Here is a 16,010-nt window from a genome sequence, read left to right on the forward strand (position 1 = left end):
ACCTCCCAATCAGTAGCAAAATGCAACCATTTGACCGTAGGGCATAATGGTTTCGAATTGCAACCGATTGGGAGGATGTCCATGACGACGACGCTCGGTTCCGGCCGCGAGTGGACCGATCCCACCTGCCCTGTCGCACGAACCGTCGACCTCGTGGGCGACCGGTGGAGCCTGCTGATCGTGCGCGACGCCATGGACGGCGCGGCGACCTTCACCGAATTCCAGCAGCGTCTCGGGATCGCCCGGAACATCCTCACCGACCGCCTGCGCAGGCTCGTCGACCACGGCGTGCTCACCACGAGCACCACCCCCGGCGGCAAGCGCCACAGCTACGAACTCACCGAATCCGGCCAGGACCTCTTCACCATCGTCGTGGCATTGCGCCAATGGGGAGAACGCCACGCCTTCACCGACAACGAACCCCACTCGACACTCATCGACCGCGACGGCGAACCCGTGGCTCCGCTGCGCGCCGAAAACCGCAAGGGCAAGCTCGTCACCGCGGCGACCACCCGAGTCCGCAAGGTAGGCGAAGGCAATCCGGTGTCTGATGCGTAATTAATTGCACCGCAAGCGATCTGGCGGCAGACTCACCGTCGAGAAGCGTCTTGTTCGAGCCGGAGAGGAAGGCCTGCCAGCTCGGGAGCTGGCGCAGGTAGACCTGATCGTCGTTCAGTATGAAGGCGATCACTCGGCCGGTGTCCCTCGCTGTCGCACGCAGGGAAACCGCACGTGAAATTGCCTCAGCGCCTTCTCCGCATGAGCCCGCGCGATCCGGTCGGTCTCGGGATCGGTCGCGGGCTCACCACGCAGCAATGCCTTCCTCACGGCAGGGTCCAGGTCGCGCCAGGTGTCCATATTCTCCCCCTTTGTACAGAGGGCCATACCTTGACCGACCGAGACGACCGTTTCGCTACGAATTACCCACTCGCACAACGGTATAGCTGAAATTCGTGCATTCGAGGAGGCTGGGAGCCATCGGTCAGCGGAGCCTGGCGGACCGTTCTGCGGTTTTCTCCAGATCGGCTCGATAGCGCTGCCACCAGGTCGGGTCGCCGGTGGGCATGTTGTCGTTGCCGGCGCGCAGGCCGGCGACTCCGTCGATGAGCTCGCGGATGATGTCGGCATGGCCTGCGTGCCGGTGGGTTTCGGCGGTCACGTGCGCCAGGATTTGGTGCAGGGTGACTGTCCGATGATCCTCGGACCACCACGGGACCGAGCCTTCGGCGGTGAGATCGAGGCTGTCGATCGTGGCGTCGGCATGGGCCCAGGCCCGACGGTAGAACCCGATGATGTCCTCGCGCGACTCTTCGGCGGTGGCCCACATGTCGGCCGTGGGATCGGCCTCGAAGTCGTGTCGGGTGAGGGGTTCATCGTAGGGGCGGGCGAAGGTGTCGCCGAAGTAGCCGAACTCCACGGCGCCGAGGTGTTTGACCAAGCCGAGCAGGTTTGTGCCGGTCGGGGTCATGGGGCGACGCACGTCGTACTCGGACAGTCCGTCGAGCTTCCACAGCACGGCTTCGCGGCCATAGCGCAGGTAACGGTGCAGATCCGCTTTGGGTCCGGAGGCAGTCATGTCGAGCACTCTGCCAGGACACCCGCCCATTCCCGACTGATTTACCTTCTCAGCCAACAACATCCGCTCGACGGACGCGTTCTGCCAGGTCGGTAGGCCCGGCAAAGTTACTCACCCTGGTGGCCCCGGCGTGCCTCACCCTGGTGGCCCCGGCGTGCCTCACCCTGGTGGCCCCGGCGTGCCTCACCCTGGTGGCCCCGGCGTGCCTCACCCTGGTGGCCCCGGGGTGCCTCACCCTGGTGGCCCCGGCGTGCTTTTGGCCGGGGCCGTTCCTCTCACGCTCGGGGATCGGGCGGGGTGGGTGGAGTTCGGCTCGGGTCCGGGGGTTGGGGGGCCGGGTTGGGCATGGGGCCCGGGCCGGGGTCGGGGATTGGGCGTGGGGGTTCGGGGCTGGGGATGGGGTCGGGTGGGGACGGGGTCGGGATCGGGTCGGGTGGAATCGGGTCGGGGTTCGGGATGGGATCCGGCGGGCCCGGATTCGGGATCGGGTCGGGATTCGGGACCGGATTCGGGCTGGGGTCGGGGGACGGGTCCGGATTGGGGACCGGGTCCGGCGGGCCTGGGCTGGGGCCGGGGACCGGGGGCAGGGTGAGCTCGGGGCGAATCTCGGTCTCGGGGTCGTCATCGGCCGGTGGCTCCGGGTCGCGCCACTCCTCCGCGCGGCTCGAGCGGTTGCCGCGCAACGTGCCCTGCAGTTCGTGGGCCAGCTGATCGTCCTGACGCGGACCGTGTTTGGTGCTTTCCCTCTGCATCTCGCGAAACCTCCTCTAGCCGTGGCGAAGCAGCGCGCCGACACCCTCGGCGGGCGCGTGGTCGCGGCCGGTGGTGACGACGCAGCCGCGGCCGGCCAGTGCGGCCAGCGGCAGCGCCTCGTCGGCGCGGCGCAACCAGGTCCGGTTGAGCGCCAGATCCACCGGCACCACCTGGGTCGGATCGGTGCCCACCCGCACGGCGCGGTCGCCGAGCGTGTCGGCGTCGATGAGCAGTGTGTCGGCATTGGCCTCCCGCAGCGCGGCCGTGGTGGCCGCAATACCCTGTGCCGCCAGCCCGCGGGCGCGGGCACGTTCCTGGGTGAACAGCTCCACCACCGCGCGGCGGCGCAATTCGGCCTCCTCGTGCAGGATGCGCCGGACCTGTGCCTCCATCGCCTCGGGGTCGGATCCTGGTGCACGCGAACCGCTTTCGAGCTGAATGACGCGTCGCCCGCGCGGGACGAGGGCATCGGTCACCGCGGAGCGGATCGTGGTCTCACCGGCCACGAGTACCAGCGTCGCACCGGCACGATCGGCCAGGCGGGCCACCTCCGCGGCGACCGCTGCGACATTGCGGCGCACCGTGTCCTCGACGTGCTGCTGCAGGGAGCGATGCGACCAGCCACCGCCGCCGACCTTGTGCAGCGGATGCTCCACCCCGCGCACGGTCTGCACCAGCCGGTGCCCCCGCGCGTCCACGCCGCGAATGTCGGCGCCGCTGCGATCGGCGATCACCAATACATACGGAGTGGTCGGTTCGCGAAGCTGCAGCAGGGGCAGCAGATACGGCAGCGGCGACAGGCGCACCACCGGCTGTGGCGGCGGGGTGGGGAGGGCCTCGGCGACCAGAACTTCGTCTCTCCCGGCAATCACCGCCTGTCCGGCCCGCCCCGGCGGGGCCGTCGTCAACGCGTCGTCGACCGCCTCGAGAAGCGCTGCGGGAGCGCCTCTTTCGGTCAACTCGCCGCGTATGGCCCGGCGGCGCAGGCGCTGCTGATGTTGGGCATCCTCGGTGTTCTGGATGCTGTCGACATAGACCGACACGAAGGGGCCCTCGTGGTCGGCCAGTTCTCGCAGACTCGTAGTGACCACGTTCTGCGGTTACCCGGGGATCGCGACCGCAATCATCGCCGCGGGGATCGCCGAAGCGGCGTTTGCGCTGCTGGTCAGCGGGTAGCCGGACAACGCCCGACTGCGAAGCGGGATGCCTCATCTACATCGGTCTTGCGCATTCCGCCGCGCCGTGCGGGCAGGAAGGAGGACCGGATGCAACACGACGAATTCATCGGACAGGTGCAGGCGCGGGCTCGGCTGTCCGATCGCGGTAGCGCCGAGGCCGCCACCCGCGCCACCTTGGAGACGCTCGCCGAACGGATACCGGAACCGTTGGCGGAGAAGCTTTCCGCGCAGCTGCCCCAGGAAATCGGTGAACACCTGAGACGGATCGCCGAGGCGGGTGCGGGCCGCGAACGCTTCGACCGCACCGAGTTCGTGACCCGAGTCGCCGAGCGGGCGCGCACCACCACGTCGGCGGCCACCTATCAGGCCCGGGTCGTGCTGGAAGTGCTCGACGAGGCCACCACCGGCGGTCTCATCGACCGCCTGCGCGAGGCGCTGCCCGACGATCTGCGCTCACTGACCGACGCGGGCAGCAGCGGAACGCTGAGCTGACCGGAGGAGGATACGATGGCCGAATCCGTTGTCGACGAGGACCTGTGGAACGACTTCCACCAGGTCGTGAACATGACCTCACGAGAACTGCGCGATTGGTTGCGAACCGACGCCGCCGGGCCGGAGACGGAGGCTCTGCCGGACCAGGCGGGTACCCAACTGGGGCAGCGGGTGCTGGCCATCCTCGGCAAGCGCCGCACCGACCTGGACGACCACGACGCCGCCGTGATGCGCACCGTGGTGCGGCGCGTACTCGACGAGCGTGGCGCCGAACCGGAATCGGCGGCGGGGCGGTCGGGATGGCGGCACCGATTGATGTCGATGGGACACGATCCGCTGCGCGCGGGCTGACCCATCGGCGATGAGATGGTCGAAAGGTACTGGGCGCGAATGTATCCCGAGACAGACCCCGATGTCGTGACCGTATTGCTGGGGCGGCACAGCCGAATCCAGCAGCTAGCGGAGCGGATACGCGCCGCGGACGGTGACCGGCGCGCCCAGTTCGACGAGTTCGTGCGGACATTCGCCGCACACGAATATTCCGAACACCAGGTGGTTCATCCGGCCGCGCGCGCCTGTGGCGTGCCCGACGAGGCGGTCGATCTGCTGATGCTGCAGGAGGACGAACTGGAGAAGTCCCTGTCGGCGCTGTGCGCGCGGGGGATCGACGCTCCCGGCTGGGACGTGGATTTCAGCGAATTCGCCAGCGCCGCCATCGTGCACTGTGCGCAGGAGGAGCAGCAGGAGTACGCCCAGCTGCTCGCCGTTCCGCGCGAGCGGCAGCGGGAGTTGGGGCGCGCGGTGCTGGACGCGGAGGCCGTCGCACCGACCCGGCCGCATCCGGCCGCGCGGCGCTCCGGGTTCGCCCGGCTGTGCGTTGCGCCGGTGCTGGCGCTGGTCGACCGACTGCGCGACGGCGTACGGCGGCGACCGACGGTGTTGTAGATCGAAAAGCCCAGTGCCACAAGAGAACCGGGCGACCCGCCACTGGCGGGACGCCCGGTGTGTCAGCCCTGCTCGGCCGATCTCAGCGGTGTGCCTACTGAGATCGGCGGAGGCTCGCGGCGGCGGACACCAGCAGGCCGGCGGCCGCCACGCCGAGAACTGTGATCACGGCGCCCATCACCACATTGGTCCAGAGGATCGGGTTCGGGCGCGGGCCGATCACCCAGGGCGTGATGATCTCCCAGACTCCCATCGGGACCAGCACCCAGCTCAGGAAATAGCCGCGCGTGGGCACCGCCGTCAGTACCAGACCGATGACGGCGACCGCGAGGCCGAGGACGAGATTGTGGATCACCAGCCGCGGGGCGCCGGCGAAATCGTCCACCACCCAGGGTGTGATCGCGGTGAACAGCCCGGCCAGCAGTACCAACCCGTCGACGGTGAACGCCGGCGGGCCGCCGAGCCTACCGCCAACCAGTTCCTGCTGCTCCAGGGCCCGTGGGACGTCGGTCACGGCGTGGTGCGAGGACTCGACCATACCGTTGTCTCCTTCCTGGTTCCTTCCTACTCGGCCTGTCGGCCAAGCATTCTGGGTTTTACCCGCCCCGATCCCCCTCAATCGACCCCCCACGCGCCGGATATCTCCCTTTCACCCCCCGGCAACCCGCCCGCCACCTAGCCCTCGTTCGTGGCGTGCCCGTCTTCTTCTTGTTCCCCGGCGTGCTTTGGCCGGGATCGTTTGCCCGGTGCTGGCTCGGGTAGCTCGTCGGTGAAAGGAGGCCGAGATGTCCGATCAGGTTCGGCCGGGGTCGACACTGGTGACCACCGATCACGGTGAGATCCGTTCCTGGGCAGAGCACCGCGGAGCGCGACCGGCCGTGGTGGACAGTCCCGAACAGGATGCGCAGATCGACGTGTTGCGCTTCGATTTCCCCGGCTTCCGGGAGGACGGATTGCGGGAAGTGTCCTGGGCGGAATGGTTCCGCATCTTCGAGGAGCGCGAATTGCGCTTCCGGTGCGAGCAGAGCACCCCTGACGGCGGCATCAGCAGTTTCTTCCGGCTGGAGAGTCGCGAGAGTGAGGACGGCTGAGATGAGTTCCGGTATTCAGGTGAGCGGTGCGGCGGTCGGCGTGGGTCCGATCGCCGAACCGTTTCCCGACGTTCACCGCATCGCCGTGCTGCGCGGCGGCGGCCTCGGTGATCTGCTGTTCGCCGTCCCGGCCATGCATGCGCTGTCGGCCGCGTACCCCGAGGCGGAAATCGTGCTGCTGGGCACCCCGCTGCACGCACAACTGCTGGGCACGCGTCCGGGCCCGGTGCACGAGGTGATCCCACTGCCGCCGTCGAATGGCGATCGGCCGTCCGACGGCACGGCGGCCGAGGTGGAATTCTTCCGCCGGGCCTGCCAGGCTCCCATCGATCTGGGCGTGCAGCTGCACGGGGGCGGCCGCTGGTCCAACGGATTCCTGCAGCAATTGCGCCCACACTGGAGTGTGGGGTCGCGTACCCCCGACGCGGGACCGCTGACCCGGACACTGCCGTTCCGCTACTACCAGCACGAGACGCTGCGGGCGCTCGAGGTGGTCGGCTTGGCCGGTGCGCCGCCGATTCGGTTGCAGCCCACGCTGGTGACCACCGACGCCGATCTGCGGGCCGCCGAACCGGTCCTCGCGGATCTGCCGCAGCCCGTCGTCGCCCTACATCCGGGCGCGGGCGATCCCCGCCGCCGCTGGCCCGCCGAGCGTTTCGCCCAGGTGGCCGCGCACTGCCTGCGGCGCGGTCTCGGTGTGGTGGTGATCGGTGCCGCCGGTGACGAAGAGCTGTTGGCCGAGCTGCACACCGACATGGGGCGGCTGGTCCCGCCGTCGCAGGCGCAGCGGCTGAAAGTGCTTGCCGGAGCGGACTTCCCGACGGTCTGCGGCGTGCTGTCGCGCAGCTGCCTGCTGGTCGGCAACGACAGCGGCCCCCGTCATCTCGCCGCGGCGCTGGGTACCCCCACCATCGCGGTCTACTGGATGGGCAACGTCATCAACGCCGGACCGCTCGGCCGCAGCCAGGACCGCGTCCTGATCTCCTGGACCACCCACTGTCCCGTCTGCGGTGCCGACTGCACCGACGAAACGGCTCCGCGCTGCGAGCACGACGATTCGTTCGTCGCCACGGTCACCCTGGAGGATATGCTCGCCGAGGTCGACGACCTACTGCCCTGAGCGCCAAAAGTCCGGCGGCACCACATCGTAGGCCTCCACCTCGCGTCGGGCGACGGTGGTGGGGGCCTCCAGATGTACTGCGCCGCTGGGCAATATGCCCGCGCCGCCGTAACGGGCCATGACCCGCAACTGCGCCAGCACATCCTCACCGCAGTGATGGCGGGGCAACTTGCGCCAGAACTCGAACCCTCCTGTGGCTTTGAGCTTTTCGCGATCGTAGAGTACGCAGCCGCCCACCCAGGCGACCTTGTAGGCGACCCAATGCCCGTCGCGCAGGCCGAGTTGCTCGGCCAGATGGGTGGGATTGGCGGCATTGTGCAGGGTCCAGCGCTGCCAGGCCTTGTCCTCCCGCCTGATCTGCTCGGGTTCCGGTGCGCCGGGCCAGATTTCGAAGGGCTCCAGTTCCCGCGGGCGGTGATCGTCCAGGTAGGACAGCCCCTGGACGGCGCAGCCCACGAAACCGCATTTCAGTTCCGTGATGGCCGTATGCATGCGCTGCAGCGTGCCGGGCTCGAGCCATACGTCGTCGTCGAGGAACAGCACGAACCGGGCCCGGGACTGCGACAGCAGGTGATTGCGCTGTTCGGCGATGCCCAGCGGCGGGCGATGAGTCCCGAAACGCACCCGATGCCCGCGATGGCGCAGCATGCGGGCCATGGTGAGGGCCGCGGGCGTATCGTAGCTGGCCGCACCGTCGGACTGGTCGCTGACGACCACCGCGAAATCCGGAAAGTCCTGGGCCGCAAGCCCGGACAGCGTGGTGGCCAATTCCACCGGCCTGTTGCGGGTGGGTATGAGCACCTCCAGTTCGGGCGTGGTCATGACGCCTGTGCTCCGGCTCGGATCCGTTCGATCAACGCCGTGGTGGAGCGCTGCGCCACATAGCCGAGCACCTGCACATCGCCGCCGTACTCCCGCACCACCGCCGTCTCGCTGAGCATGTCGGGCCGGTAGTCGCCGCCTTTGACATACAGTTCCGGGCGCAGCCGGCGTAGGAGCTCGGCGGGTGTGGGTTCGTCGAAGACCGTCACATGATCGACACAGCTCAGCGCCGCCAGCACCGCCGCTCGGTCCTGCTCCGAATTGACCGGCCGGTCCGGCCCTTTCAGCGCACGCACGCCGCGGTCGGAGTTGACGGCGACCACCAGGACATCGCCGAGTCGCTTCGCCTCGTTGAGGTAGGCGATATGTCCGGTGTGCAGGACGTCGAAACACCCGTTGGTGAACACGATCCGGCGTCCGGCGCGACGGTGAGCGTTCACCGCTGCCGCCAGATCCGCGTGGCCCAGAATCTCACCGCTGCTTCCGGCCAGCCGCTCGCGCAGGTCCCCGGTCGCGCACACCGAGGTGCCTGGCCGGTGTACGACCACATCCGCGGCCGCCTGCGCCAACTCCGCGGCCGAGGTGTCGGGCAGGCCCGCCAGTAACCCGAGGGTGAAGGCGGCGACGAAAGTGTCACCGCCGCCGGTGGATTGGCGTTCCGGCACCGGCTGCGCCCAGGTGCGATGGGCAGGACGATCACCGGACAGCAGCAGGGCGCCGTCTCGATCCAGGGTCACCACCACCGTCTCGGCGCCGGTCGCCTCGAACAGGCGTTGGCGATGCCGGTCGAACAGGTCCACCCGGTCGACACCGTCGCCGCACAGCGGCAGCTCGAGGGCGGCGGCGGCCTCGGCGGCGTTCGGGGTGGCCACATCGGGGCGTACCGCGCGCCACGCCGCCGGGCGGTGGGTGTCGACGACCAGCAGCGGCAGCCGATCTCGCTTGGCGGCCAAGCGGTCACGGACCGCGGCGGCGAGCCCGCCGTCGTAGTCGCACACCACCAGCGCGTCGGCGCCGTCGAGGGCGGCGGCGAGGCTGTCGAGGACGCCGCTGGTGGCGCCCCCGTCCACGGCCACCCGATCTCCCTCGTCGAAACGGATCATCAGCTGATCCCCGGCGATGACGCGCCGCTTGACCACCGTGGACCGGCTGGGCGCGGAGAGCACGTGATCGTCGTCGACGCCGTGGCGGCGCAATTGGTCGCACAGCTGTTCGGCGGCGGGATCGTCGCCGACCACGGTCACCAGGCGCACCCGCGCGCCCAGGGCCGCCAGATTGGCGGCGGTGTTCGCGGCCCCGCCCGGCGCGCCGACGCTGCGGTCGATGTCGACCACGGGCACCGGGGCCTCCCGGCACAACCGGTCCGAGCGGCCCCACATCCACACGTCGAGCACGGCGTCGCCGAGTACCACCACATCGGCGTGGGCGCCCGCCAGGTGCTGGGCGAGGGCGGGAGTCAGTTCGTGACCGTCCGGGAGCGGCCGGTCGGAGGTGTCGCTGATCGGTGTGCGCATGCCGTACCTTCCGTCGAGCCGTCGTGCTCCGGCGATTCCACGAGTTCGCTGTGATAAACCGCCGGGGCGGGATCCGCGGCGTGTTTCACTGCGCCGCGGACGGCAATCCGGACCGACATGAGTGAGCGCAGCGACTACGGCGACCACTACGACATCGGACCGCCGGAACCCTTGGAATGGCAGGACGTGCCCGCGGGTGGGGAGCACCTGGACCACGACGATCTGGATGTCGATCCGCTGGACGACGGCGTCGAGCCGCCCGCCTTGGACGATACCGACCGGTACGAGACGGCGGCGGATGAACCCTCGCTGGCCGATCGCCTGGCCGCGGAGGAGCCGGATATCGTTCCGGAACCACCGGACGAACCGTGAATTGTGGTCGTGCCCAACCGCATCGGACGATCGCTATGAGAACGGCCAGACCTGCCCGCGGCCGTCACATCCGCTGCCCACCGCGCCGTAGGGTGGCATCACGCGGCGCGGCACCAGCCGCGTAACGGACAGCGTCGTCGCAGATCGTGCGCTCGCCGAGCCGGCCGACCCGCCACTACCCCGGCCCGGCGCGCGCCGTCCGCCGCGGTGAGCGGATGCGGGCGCAGGACCCTGACTCCCACCTGCCTCGACCTCCACGCAACCCTCGGTGGCGGTTGCCCGCCGGGATAACCCCGCCCGGCGGGTCACCTCCGCCCGATGCGCCCATACCTCGTCATCCGGCGCGCACGTAGCTCGTCATCCGGCGCGCACGTAGCTCGTCATCCGGCGCGCTCTCCGCCGGAATCAGTGCCAGAGGCTGCGGCAGGGGAGGGGGCGCAGGCCGGGGCGGACCTTGGTGTCGACCGTGACGGCGAGACCGGAATGGACTGCGGCAGCGGCGAATTCCCATGCCTCGGCGCGGGTGGCCGCATATTCGAGGATCAGTTGGTCGCCGGGCGCGCCACCGTCGAAGTAGACGGTGATGCGCCGGGTCGGCGCCTCCGGGACGGTGTCGGAAATGTCCATGGCCGTGCTCCTTCGCCTTCGCACCGAGGCCGACGATCGGGCCGCGGGCGCACAGCATGACGGTACGGTCGTGTCACGCTGCTGAACAGCATCGTTCGTGGAATTCGGTGTGCAACACAGTGTGGTCTCGTCCGGACTTGTGATTTCTCAGGATATTTCGTACCCACTACCGCGCCGGTTGGCCGCCCGATAGCCTCATCGGCCATGGGGAACACCGCATTTCGCCGCGCGCTGTGCGCCTGCGCGGGCAGCCTGTTGCTGCTGGCGGCCGCCGTGGGCACCGCACCGGCGCAGCCGATCTATCCGGCGCCGGATCCCGACCCGTTCTATGCCGCACCCGCCGATATCGCCGATCACCAGCCCGGCGACGTCCTGGCGACGCGGCCGATGCCGCCGCTGGCGATCTTTCCCGACACCGACATCACGCTGATCAAGTTCCGCTCCACCAACTCCGAGGGCAAGCCGATCGCGGCCACCACCACCGTGCTGACCCCCAAGGAGCACGCCGACAACGGGCCGCTGCTGTCGTATCAGACGATCATCAACGGTCTGGGCACCCAATGCGCGGTCTCACGGGTGCTCTACACCAGCGACCCCAACCTGATGGTGCGCGAGGCCCCGGCATACAACGCGGTGCTGCGCCGCGGGTGGAGCATCGCGATGCCCGACCATCTCGGCCCCCAATTCGCCTACGGTGCAGCGAAATTGGGCGGCCAGATCACGCTGGACGGAATTCGTGCCGCCCAGCGCGTGAAGGAGCTGCGAGTCGAGCGCAGCCCGGTGGTGCTGGCCGGATACTCCGGTGGCGGCATGGCGACCGCGTGGGCGGCGGCGCTGGCACCCAAGTACGCGCCGGAGCTGAGGCTGGCCGGAGCGGCCGCGGGCGGAGTGCCGATGAATATGGTGAAGATGCTGGAGGGACTGGGCTTCGGCGCGCATCCGGTGTTCGGGCTGGCCCTCGCCGCGGGCCTGGGGCTCGAACGCGAATATCCCGACCGTTTCCCGCTGTCGGATCAGCTCAACGACAAGGGCATGGCGATCCGGCAGGCCATGGCCAACAGCTGCACCAACGACCTGCTCACCGCGGGCGCGGGCCGCGGCGTCCTCGACGTCGCCCGCACCACCTCCATGACCCAGGATGTGCGCGCCCGCAAGGTGGTCGAGGAGAACAGCCTCGAGCTGTACACCGACAGCGCGCCGAACATACCGATCTTCGAATGGCATTCGCCCATCGACGGTCTGGTGCCCGTCGACGCCATCGTCAACACCGTCCACCGCTGGTGCGCCGCGGGCGTCGAGGTCGAGTCCCAGGCCATCCCCGTGCCCGACCACCTGACCGCCGCGGTCCTGGGTCTCCCCGAGGTTCTGAGCTGGCTCGAGGCCCGCGTGAAAGGCGAACCGGCCCCCAGTAACTGCTGACCGCGCAGAGCGGTCTACCGAATTGCCGTGATCGCCTTCGACAGCGGCGTGTCGCCGGAGACCAGTTCCAAGGTCTTCCCGACCGTGTTGCGTGCGGTGAGCAGTTCCGCCAGCACCGCGGCGACATCCGCGCGCGGGACCGAGCCGTAGGAGCCCGGCGCTTCGACAAGGGTGACCAGACCGGTCCCCGGGTCGTCGGTGAGACGGCCGGGCCGCAGGATCGTCCAGTCCAGCGGGCGCGCCCGCAGATCCTCCTCGGCCTGGGTCTTGGCGTCTATATAAGCGGCCCACACCTCGTCGCTGTCGGGCGCCGGGGGCCGGCCCGCGCCCATACTCGAGATCTGCACGAACCGCCGCACGCCGGACTGCTGCGCCGCCTCGGCCAGTTTCACCGAGCCGTCCCGATCGACGGTGTACTTGCGATCCACGCCGCTGCCCGGTCCGGCACCGGCGGCGAACACCGCGGCATCGGCACCGTCCAGCGCGGCGGCGATATCGGCCGGTGCGGCGTTCTCGAGATCCAGGACCACGGGTTCGGCGCCCGCGGCGGCCACGTCGGTGGCGTGATCCGGATTGCGGATGAGGCTGTGAACCTCGTCGCCGCGGCGACTGAGCAGTTCAGCCAGGATGAGTGCGATCTTGCCGTGTCCGCCCGCGATGACAATGCGCATGGGCACCAATCGTACCGAGCGTCTCGAACCGGACTCGCGATGCACACGAAACGGCGACAATCGAGCTACCGGCCGAGTCCTGCCCGTACCCTCGAACCACCTGGTATGGCGGGCTCAGACGTTCGGGACTGGGCACATGTGGCGGTTGGCCAGGGTGAACCCATGGGGGTGAGTCATGCGGGGCTGGCGCGTCCTCGTCACCGTTGTGCTGCTTCTCGGCGGACCGACAATGGTTGCCGCACAGGCGCAACCACTGTTACCCGGGCTTCCGGCGCTGCCGTCGATCCCGCCGCCACCCGGCCCGGGACTGCCCGGCCTGCAGCAGTGGATCGATACGGTCGTTCCGCCCCCGCCGATAGTGGAGCCGCCCGGCTCGGTCGTGGCGGCCGACCTCACCCCGGATGTGGCGCGGCTGCAGGCCGCGGTGCTGCCCTCGGACGTCGGCGATCCGCTGTTCGACCGCTGGCCACCGAATCTGGAGACCTACACTCCCGGCGCTGTCATCGAGATGCGCGATGTGACGGCCACCGCGGCGCCGCTGCTCCTGGCCCCGGTGCGGCAGGTGCTGCAGGTGAAGTTCCGCACCACCGACGCCCACGACGCACCCTCGTTCGCGACCGCCTCGCTGGTGATCCCCGCGGCGGCCCGGCCCGGCCCGGGCGCGCGGCCGGTGGTCGTGAACAACCTGCCGATCGATGCCCTCGGCCGCGCCTGTACACCGAGTTACACACTGGCACACGGTTTTACGGTCAATACCAGCACGACCGACTACCTCCCGCCCACCACCCAGCTGGCGCTGCTGCGCGGCTATGCGGTGCTGATTCCCGACCACGAGGGTCCCCGCATGGCCTACGCCGAGCCGTACGTCGCGGGGCATGCGGTACTGGATGCCGTTCGCGCCGTCCGCGCGCTGCTGCCCGCCGAGTTCGGTGACAGCCGCTTCGCCATGCACGGCTACTCCGGCGGCGCCATCGCCACCCGGGGCGCGGTCGCGCTGATCGATTCCTATGCACCGGAATTGGCGCAGGTCATTGTCGGCGCCGCGCTCGGTGGCGTCCCGGCCGACTATCAGATCCTGGGACGTAGTATGAACGCCAACCTGGCCTCCGGGGTGTTCCTGGCCGCCACGTTCGGCGTCGGCCGCGAGCGCCCGGAAATCCTGTCCCGGATGAACAACCTCGCCCGCTGGGCGGCGATCTCACCGCTCAAGGACACCTGTGTCGGGGTTTTCGCGCTCCCCGGTGTGCTGATGCTGCCGATCGACATCGCCGCCGACATCCCCGATCCGCTGCAGAGCGACCTGGCCGACGACATCTATCGGGTCACGCGGATGCAGGATATGAAGTCGGCGGTCCCGCTCTACATCTACAACGGCGAACAGGAGTTCTGGATCCCCGCCGAGGGCGCCCGCGCCCTGTACCGCGAGCAGTGCACCCTGGGCGCGCCCGCGGTCTACCGCAGCGTATTCGGCGAACACATCATCGGCGCGGTCCTCGGCTACCCCGAGGCCATTCACTGGATCGACCAACGCCTCCAGGGCATACCCGCGCCCAACGAATGCTGATTCCGGGAGCTACATCGGGAACAGGTTGTGTTTGCGCGGGTTCGGGCGGCGGGCGGCCTCCTTGTCGCGCAGGAGGCGCAGGGCCTTGCGGATTTCGAGGCGGGTCTGCGACGGCTCGATGACCGCGTCGATGTAGCCGCGCTCGGCCGCGATCCACGGGTTGACGAGGGTGGCGTTGAAGAAGTCGATCATCTGCTGCCGCACCGCCTCTCGCTGCTCGGGTGGGGTGGCGGCAAGTTGACGGCGGCCGACGACGCCGACCATGCTCTCCGCGCCCATCACCGCGATCCGTGCGGTCGGCCATGCCAGGCTGATATCCGCGCCGAGCTGTTTGCAACCCATCACCGCATAGCCGCCGCCATAGGCCTTGCGCACGACCACGGTCACGATCGGCACGGTCGCCTCGATCACCGCCCGGAAGAAGCGTCCGCCGCGCTTGATCACCCCGTTGCGTTCCTCCTGCACACCCGGCAGCACACCAGGGGTGTCGACCACGAACACCACCGGCAAGCCGAACGCATCGCAGAGGCGTATGAAATGCGTTGCCTTGTCCGAACATTGGGCATCGAGCGCGCCGCCGAGCACCAGTGGCTGATTGGCGACGACACCGACGCTGCGCCCGTCCACGCGGGTGAATCCGGTGATCAGATTCTGTGCGGTCGCCGCGCCGATCTCGTGGAACTCGCCGTCGTCGAAGATGCGCAACACGATGTCGTGCATGTCGTAGCCGGCCTTGTCCGAATCCGGGATGATCCGGTCCAGCTCCAGATCGTGTGCCGTCGGCTCGGGTTCCAGACCCGGGTTCACGATCGGTGGCTGCTCGAGGCAGCTCGACGGGAGATAGCTCAGGTAGGTCCGCACCCACTCGAAGGCCGCCTGCTCGTTGGGCGCGACATGGTGGATGGTGCCGTTGCGCGCCTGCACCGCCGCACCGCCGAGCTCCTCGGCAGTGACGTCCTCACCGGTCACCGACTTGATCACATCCGGTCCGGTCACGAACATATACGAGTTCTCCGTGGCGACCAGCACATCCATGTTCACCGGCCCGTACACCGCCCCGGCCGCACATTTGCCCAGCATCACCGCGACCATCGGCACGAAACCCGACAGCTCCTCCTGTCGCCGGCACATCAGCGCGAACCAGGACAGCGAGGTGACCGCGTCCTGGATGCGGGCACCGCCGGAATCGTTGATCGCCACCACCGGGCAGGCGTTCCGATAGGCGAATTCCATGGCAGCGGCGACCTTGCGGCCGAACATTTCCCCGACCGACCCGCCGTACACGGTCTGGTCGTGCGCGATCACCACTACCGGGCGGCCGTCGACAGCGCCGCGCCCGGTGACTACGCCGTCGCCGTAGAAGGCGTCGGGGCTACCGGGTTGGCGCATCAGCGCCCCGGTTTCGACGAAACTTCCCGGATCCAGCAGCATCCGTATGCGTTCGCGGGCGCTGGGAATGCCTTTGTTGCGGCGTTTGTCGATTCCGGCCTGTCCCGCCGGTTCTTCCGCAAGTTCGAGGAGTTTGTGCAGCTGCTGCAGCTTTCCTCGGGTGCCCGTCATGCTGGATGGTGCCTTTCCACTGTCGACGCGGAGGCCGTGCACTCTCGCACGGCGATCCGTCCTGCACGCTACCGTCCGGAATCGCATCCAACCAGTGGTTGCTCATCGACCGAGCACCGTCACAAGAAATTCGCGTCCCGTGCTGTCGACTGTCATCACGGCGCGTCGGCGGCAATTTGTGTCGCGCCCCTAGGGCCGCTCCGGCCCGTTCATGAATTGTCATCGGATTCCCCGCGTTTCGATGGTGTGGCGTTTCCGTGGCCGTACCGTGATGGCAGCGCGGCGCCGGATTTTTTGCGCGGTCGG

The 16,010-nt window shown here is 68.9% G+C and carries 18 protein-coding genes and 1 pseudogene; 9 read left to right on the plus strand and 10 right to left on the minus strand.

Translation table 11 applies throughout. The annotated features are described in order from the left end of the window. The first annotated feature begins 81 nt into the window (after positions 1-81). Positions 82-558, plus strand: coding sequence for a winged helix-turn-helix transcriptional regulator (locus IU452_RS04700; protein ID WP_195107650.1), 477 nt, complete (start codon positions 82-84; stop codon positions 556-558). 129 nt (positions 559-687) lie between these two features. Here IU452_RS04700 and IU452_RS04705 read toward each other — a convergent pair whose 3' ends face one another. From IU452_RS04705 to IU452_RS04720, 4 genes and pseudogenes are all read right to left on the minus strand, one after another. After that, the gene (locus tag IU452_RS04705) at positions 688-858 is read right to left on the minus strand and encodes a hypothetical protein (RefSeq protein WP_195107651.1); all 171 of its coding nucleotides are present in this window, start codon (positions 856-858) and stop codon (positions 688-690) included. A 124-nt stretch (positions 859-982) separates the two neighbouring features. Continuing rightward, on the minus strand, positions 983-1,576 hold the full coding sequence (locus IU452_RS04710; RefSeq protein WP_195107652.1) for a DinB family protein: 594 nt from the start codon (positions 1,574-1,576) through the stop codon (positions 983-985). A 563-nt stretch (positions 1,577-2,139) separates the two neighbouring features. Next, positions 2,140-2,328, minus strand: a pseudogene (locus IU452_RS39415) (hypothetical protein); the annotation flags it as partial. 15 nt (positions 2,329-2,343) lie between these two features. Further along, positions 2,344-3,420: a Vms1/Ankzf1 family peptidyl-tRNA hydrolase gene (locus tag IU452_RS04720; RefSeq protein WP_195107653.1), complete on the minus strand. Its 1,077-nt coding sequence runs from the start codon at positions 3,418-3,420 to the stop codon at positions 2,344-2,346. 174 nt (positions 3,421-3,594) lie between these two features. On the opposite strand from IU452_RS04720, the gene IU452_RS04725 reads away from it, so the two are divergent. Genes IU452_RS04725 through IU452_RS04735 form a run of 3 tightly spaced genes read left to right on the plus strand, consistent with a single transcriptional unit; the run spans position 3,595 to position 4,944 of the window. Beyond that, positions 3,595-3,999 (plus strand): DUF2267 domain-containing protein, encoded by a 405-nt coding sequence (locus IU452_RS04725; protein WP_195107654.1) that lies wholly within the window; start codon positions 3,595-3,597, stop codon positions 3,997-3,999. Between the two features lie 15 nt (positions 4,000-4,014). Continuing rightward, a complete protein-coding gene (locus IU452_RS04730) occupies positions 4,015-4,350 on the plus strand; it encodes a DUF3140 domain-containing protein (protein ID WP_195107655.1) in 336 nt (111 codons plus the stop codon). A gap of 39 nt (positions 4,351-4,389) precedes the next feature. Continuing rightward, a complete protein-coding gene (locus IU452_RS04735; RefSeq protein ID WP_195107656.1) occupies positions 4,390-4,944 on the plus strand; it encodes a hemerythrin domain-containing protein in 555 nt (184 codons plus the stop codon). A gap of 94 nt (positions 4,945-5,038) precedes the next feature. Here IU452_RS04735 and IU452_RS04740 read toward each other — a convergent pair whose 3' ends face one another. Then, a complete protein-coding gene (locus tag IU452_RS04740; RefSeq protein ID WP_195107657.1) occupies positions 5,039-5,482 on the minus strand; it encodes an SPW repeat protein in 444 nt (147 codons plus the stop codon). A gap of 247 nt (positions 5,483-5,729) precedes the next feature. Here IU452_RS04740 and IU452_RS04745 point away from each other — a divergent pair, with 247 nt between their 5' ends. Together IU452_RS04745 and IU452_RS04750 are read left to right on the plus strand one after the other, a co-directional pair. After that, on the plus strand, positions 5,730-6,035 hold the full coding sequence (locus IU452_RS04745) for a hypothetical protein (RefSeq protein ID WP_195107658.1): 306 nt from the start codon (positions 5,730-5,732) through the stop codon (positions 6,033-6,035). Between the two features lies 1 nt (position 6,036). Further along, positions 6,037-7,155 carry a glycosyltransferase family 9 protein gene (locus tag IU452_RS04750; RefSeq protein ID WP_195107659.1) on the plus strand — a complete coding sequence of 373 codons (1,119 nt, stop codon included), beginning with the start codon at positions 6,037-6,039 and terminating at the stop codon, positions 7,153-7,155. On the opposite strand, the gene IU452_RS04755 is transcribed toward IU452_RS04750, so the two are convergent. Further along, entirely contained in the window at positions 7,144-7,977 is an 834-nt protein-coding gene (locus tag IU452_RS04755; RefSeq protein WP_195107660.1) for a glycosyltransferase, read from the minus strand. The genes IU452_RS04750 and IU452_RS04755 overlap by 12 nt on opposite strands. Continuing rightward, complete coding sequence (gene rfaE2 / locus IU452_RS04760) at positions 7,974-9,491, minus strand: D-glycero-beta-D-manno-heptose 1-phosphate adenylyltransferase (RefSeq protein WP_195107661.1); 1,518 nt, start codon at positions 9,489-9,491, stop codon at positions 7,974-7,976. Before rfaE2 ends, IU452_RS04755 begins: the two co-directional genes overlap by 4 nt. 117 nt (positions 9,492-9,608) lie before the next feature. Between rfaE2 and IU452_RS04765 the strand changes: the two genes are divergently transcribed. Continuing rightward, on the plus strand, positions 9,609-9,863 hold the full coding sequence (locus tag IU452_RS04765; RefSeq protein ID WP_195107662.1) for a hypothetical protein: 255 nt from the start codon (positions 9,609-9,611) through the stop codon (positions 9,861-9,863). A 405-nt stretch (positions 9,864-10,268) separates the two neighbouring features. Here IU452_RS04765 and IU452_RS04770 read toward each other — a convergent pair whose 3' ends face one another. Next, the gene (locus IU452_RS04770) at positions 10,269-10,490 is read right to left on the minus strand and encodes a hypothetical protein (protein WP_195107663.1); all 222 of its coding nucleotides are present in this window, start codon (positions 10,488-10,490) and stop codon (positions 10,269-10,271) included. Between the two features lie 204 nt (positions 10,491-10,694). On the opposite strand from IU452_RS04770, the gene IU452_RS04775 reads away from it, so the two are divergent. Further along, entirely contained in the window at positions 10,695-11,909 is a 1,215-nt protein-coding gene (locus IU452_RS04775; protein WP_195107664.1) for a lipase family protein, read from the plus strand. Positions 11,910-11,923: 14 nt separating this feature from the next. Here the strand turns inward: IU452_RS04775 and IU452_RS04780 are convergent, their stop codons facing one another. After that, positions 11,924-12,580: an SDR family oxidoreductase gene (locus IU452_RS04780; RefSeq protein WP_195107665.1), complete on the minus strand. Its 657-nt coding sequence runs from the start codon at positions 12,578-12,580 to the stop codon at positions 11,924-11,926. A 175-nt stretch (positions 12,581-12,755) separates the two neighbouring features. Between IU452_RS04780 and IU452_RS04785 the strand changes: the two genes are divergently transcribed. Next, positions 12,756-14,144, plus strand: coding sequence for a lipase family protein (locus tag IU452_RS04785; protein ID WP_228816653.1), 1,389 nt, complete (start codon positions 12,756-12,758; stop codon positions 14,142-14,144). A gap of 9 nt (positions 14,145-14,153) precedes the next feature. Here the strand turns inward: IU452_RS04785 and IU452_RS04790 are convergent, their stop codons facing one another. Further along, positions 14,154-15,704, minus strand: a complete 1,551-nt coding sequence (locus IU452_RS04790; RefSeq protein WP_195107666.1) for an acyl-CoA carboxylase subunit beta — start codon at positions 15,702-15,704, stop codon at positions 14,154-14,156. Between the last annotated feature and the right edge of the window lie 306 nt (positions 15,705-16,010).

Source organism: Nocardia transvalensis, from assembly GCF_015477765.1.
Taxonomy (GTDB): domain Bacteria; phylum Actinomycetota; class Actinomycetes; order Mycobacteriales; family Mycobacteriaceae; genus Nocardia; species Nocardia transvalensis_A.

Bases quoted from the DNA above. Each gene is read 5' to 3' on its own strand.
- IU452_RS04700 (WP_195107650.1), top strand. From the start codon at position 82: ATGACGACGACGCTCGGTTCCGGCCGCGAGTGGACCGATCCCACCTGC.
- IU452_RS04705 (WP_195107651.1), bottom strand. From the start codon at position 858: ATGGACACCTGGCGCGACCTGGACCCTGCCGTGAGGAAGGCATTGCTG.
- IU452_RS04710 (WP_195107652.1), bottom strand. From the start codon at position 1,576: ATGACTGCCTCCGGACCCAAAGCGGATCTGCACCGTTACCTGCGCTAT.
- IU452_RS04725 (WP_195107654.1), top strand. From the start codon at position 3,595: ATGCAACACGACGAATTCATCGGACAGGTGCAGGCGCGGGCTCGGCTG.
- IU452_RS04730 (WP_195107655.1), top strand. From the start codon at position 4,015: ATGGCCGAATCCGTTGTCGACGAGGACCTGTGGAACGACTTCCACCAG.
- IU452_RS04735 (WP_195107656.1), top strand. From the start codon at position 4,390: ATGTATCCCGAGACAGACCCCGATGTCGTGACCGTATTGCTGGGGCGG.
- IU452_RS04740 (WP_195107657.1), bottom strand. From the start codon at position 5,482: ATGGTCGAGTCCTCGCACCACGCCGTGACCGACGTCCCACGGGCCCTG.
- IU452_RS04745 (WP_195107658.1), top strand. From the start codon at position 5,730: ATGTCCGATCAGGTTCGGCCGGGGTCGACACTGGTGACCACCGATCAC.
- IU452_RS04750 (WP_195107659.1), top strand. From the start codon at position 6,037: ATGAGTTCCGGTATTCAGGTGAGCGGTGCGGCGGTCGGCGTGGGTCCG.
- IU452_RS04755 (WP_195107660.1), bottom strand. From the start codon at position 7,977: ATGACCACGCCCGAACTGGAGGTGCTCATACCCACCCGCAACAGGCCG.
- rfaE2 (WP_195107661.1), bottom strand. From the start codon at position 9,491: ATGCGCACACCGATCAGCGACACCTCCGACCGGCCGCTCCCGGACGGT.
- IU452_RS04765 (WP_195107662.1), top strand. From the start codon at position 9,609: ATGAGTGAGCGCAGCGACTACGGCGACCACTACGACATCGGACCGCCG.
- IU452_RS04770 (WP_195107663.1), bottom strand. From the start codon at position 10,490: ATGGACATTTCCGACACCGTCCCGGAGGCGCCGACCCGGCGCATCACC.
- IU452_RS04775 (WP_195107664.1), top strand. From the start codon at position 10,695: ATGGGGAACACCGCATTTCGCCGCGCGCTGTGCGCCTGCGCGGGCAGC.
- IU452_RS04780 (WP_195107665.1), bottom strand. From the start codon at position 12,580: ATGCGCATTGTCATCGCGGGCGGACACGGCAAGATCGCACTCATCCTG.
- IU452_RS04785 (WP_228816653.1), top strand. From the start codon at position 12,756: ATGCGGGGCTGGCGCGTCCTCGTCACCGTTGTGCTGCTTCTCGGCGGA.
- IU452_RS04790 (WP_195107666.1), bottom strand. From the start codon at position 15,704: ATGACGGGCACCCGAGGAAAGCTGCAGCAGCTGCACAAACTCCTCGAA.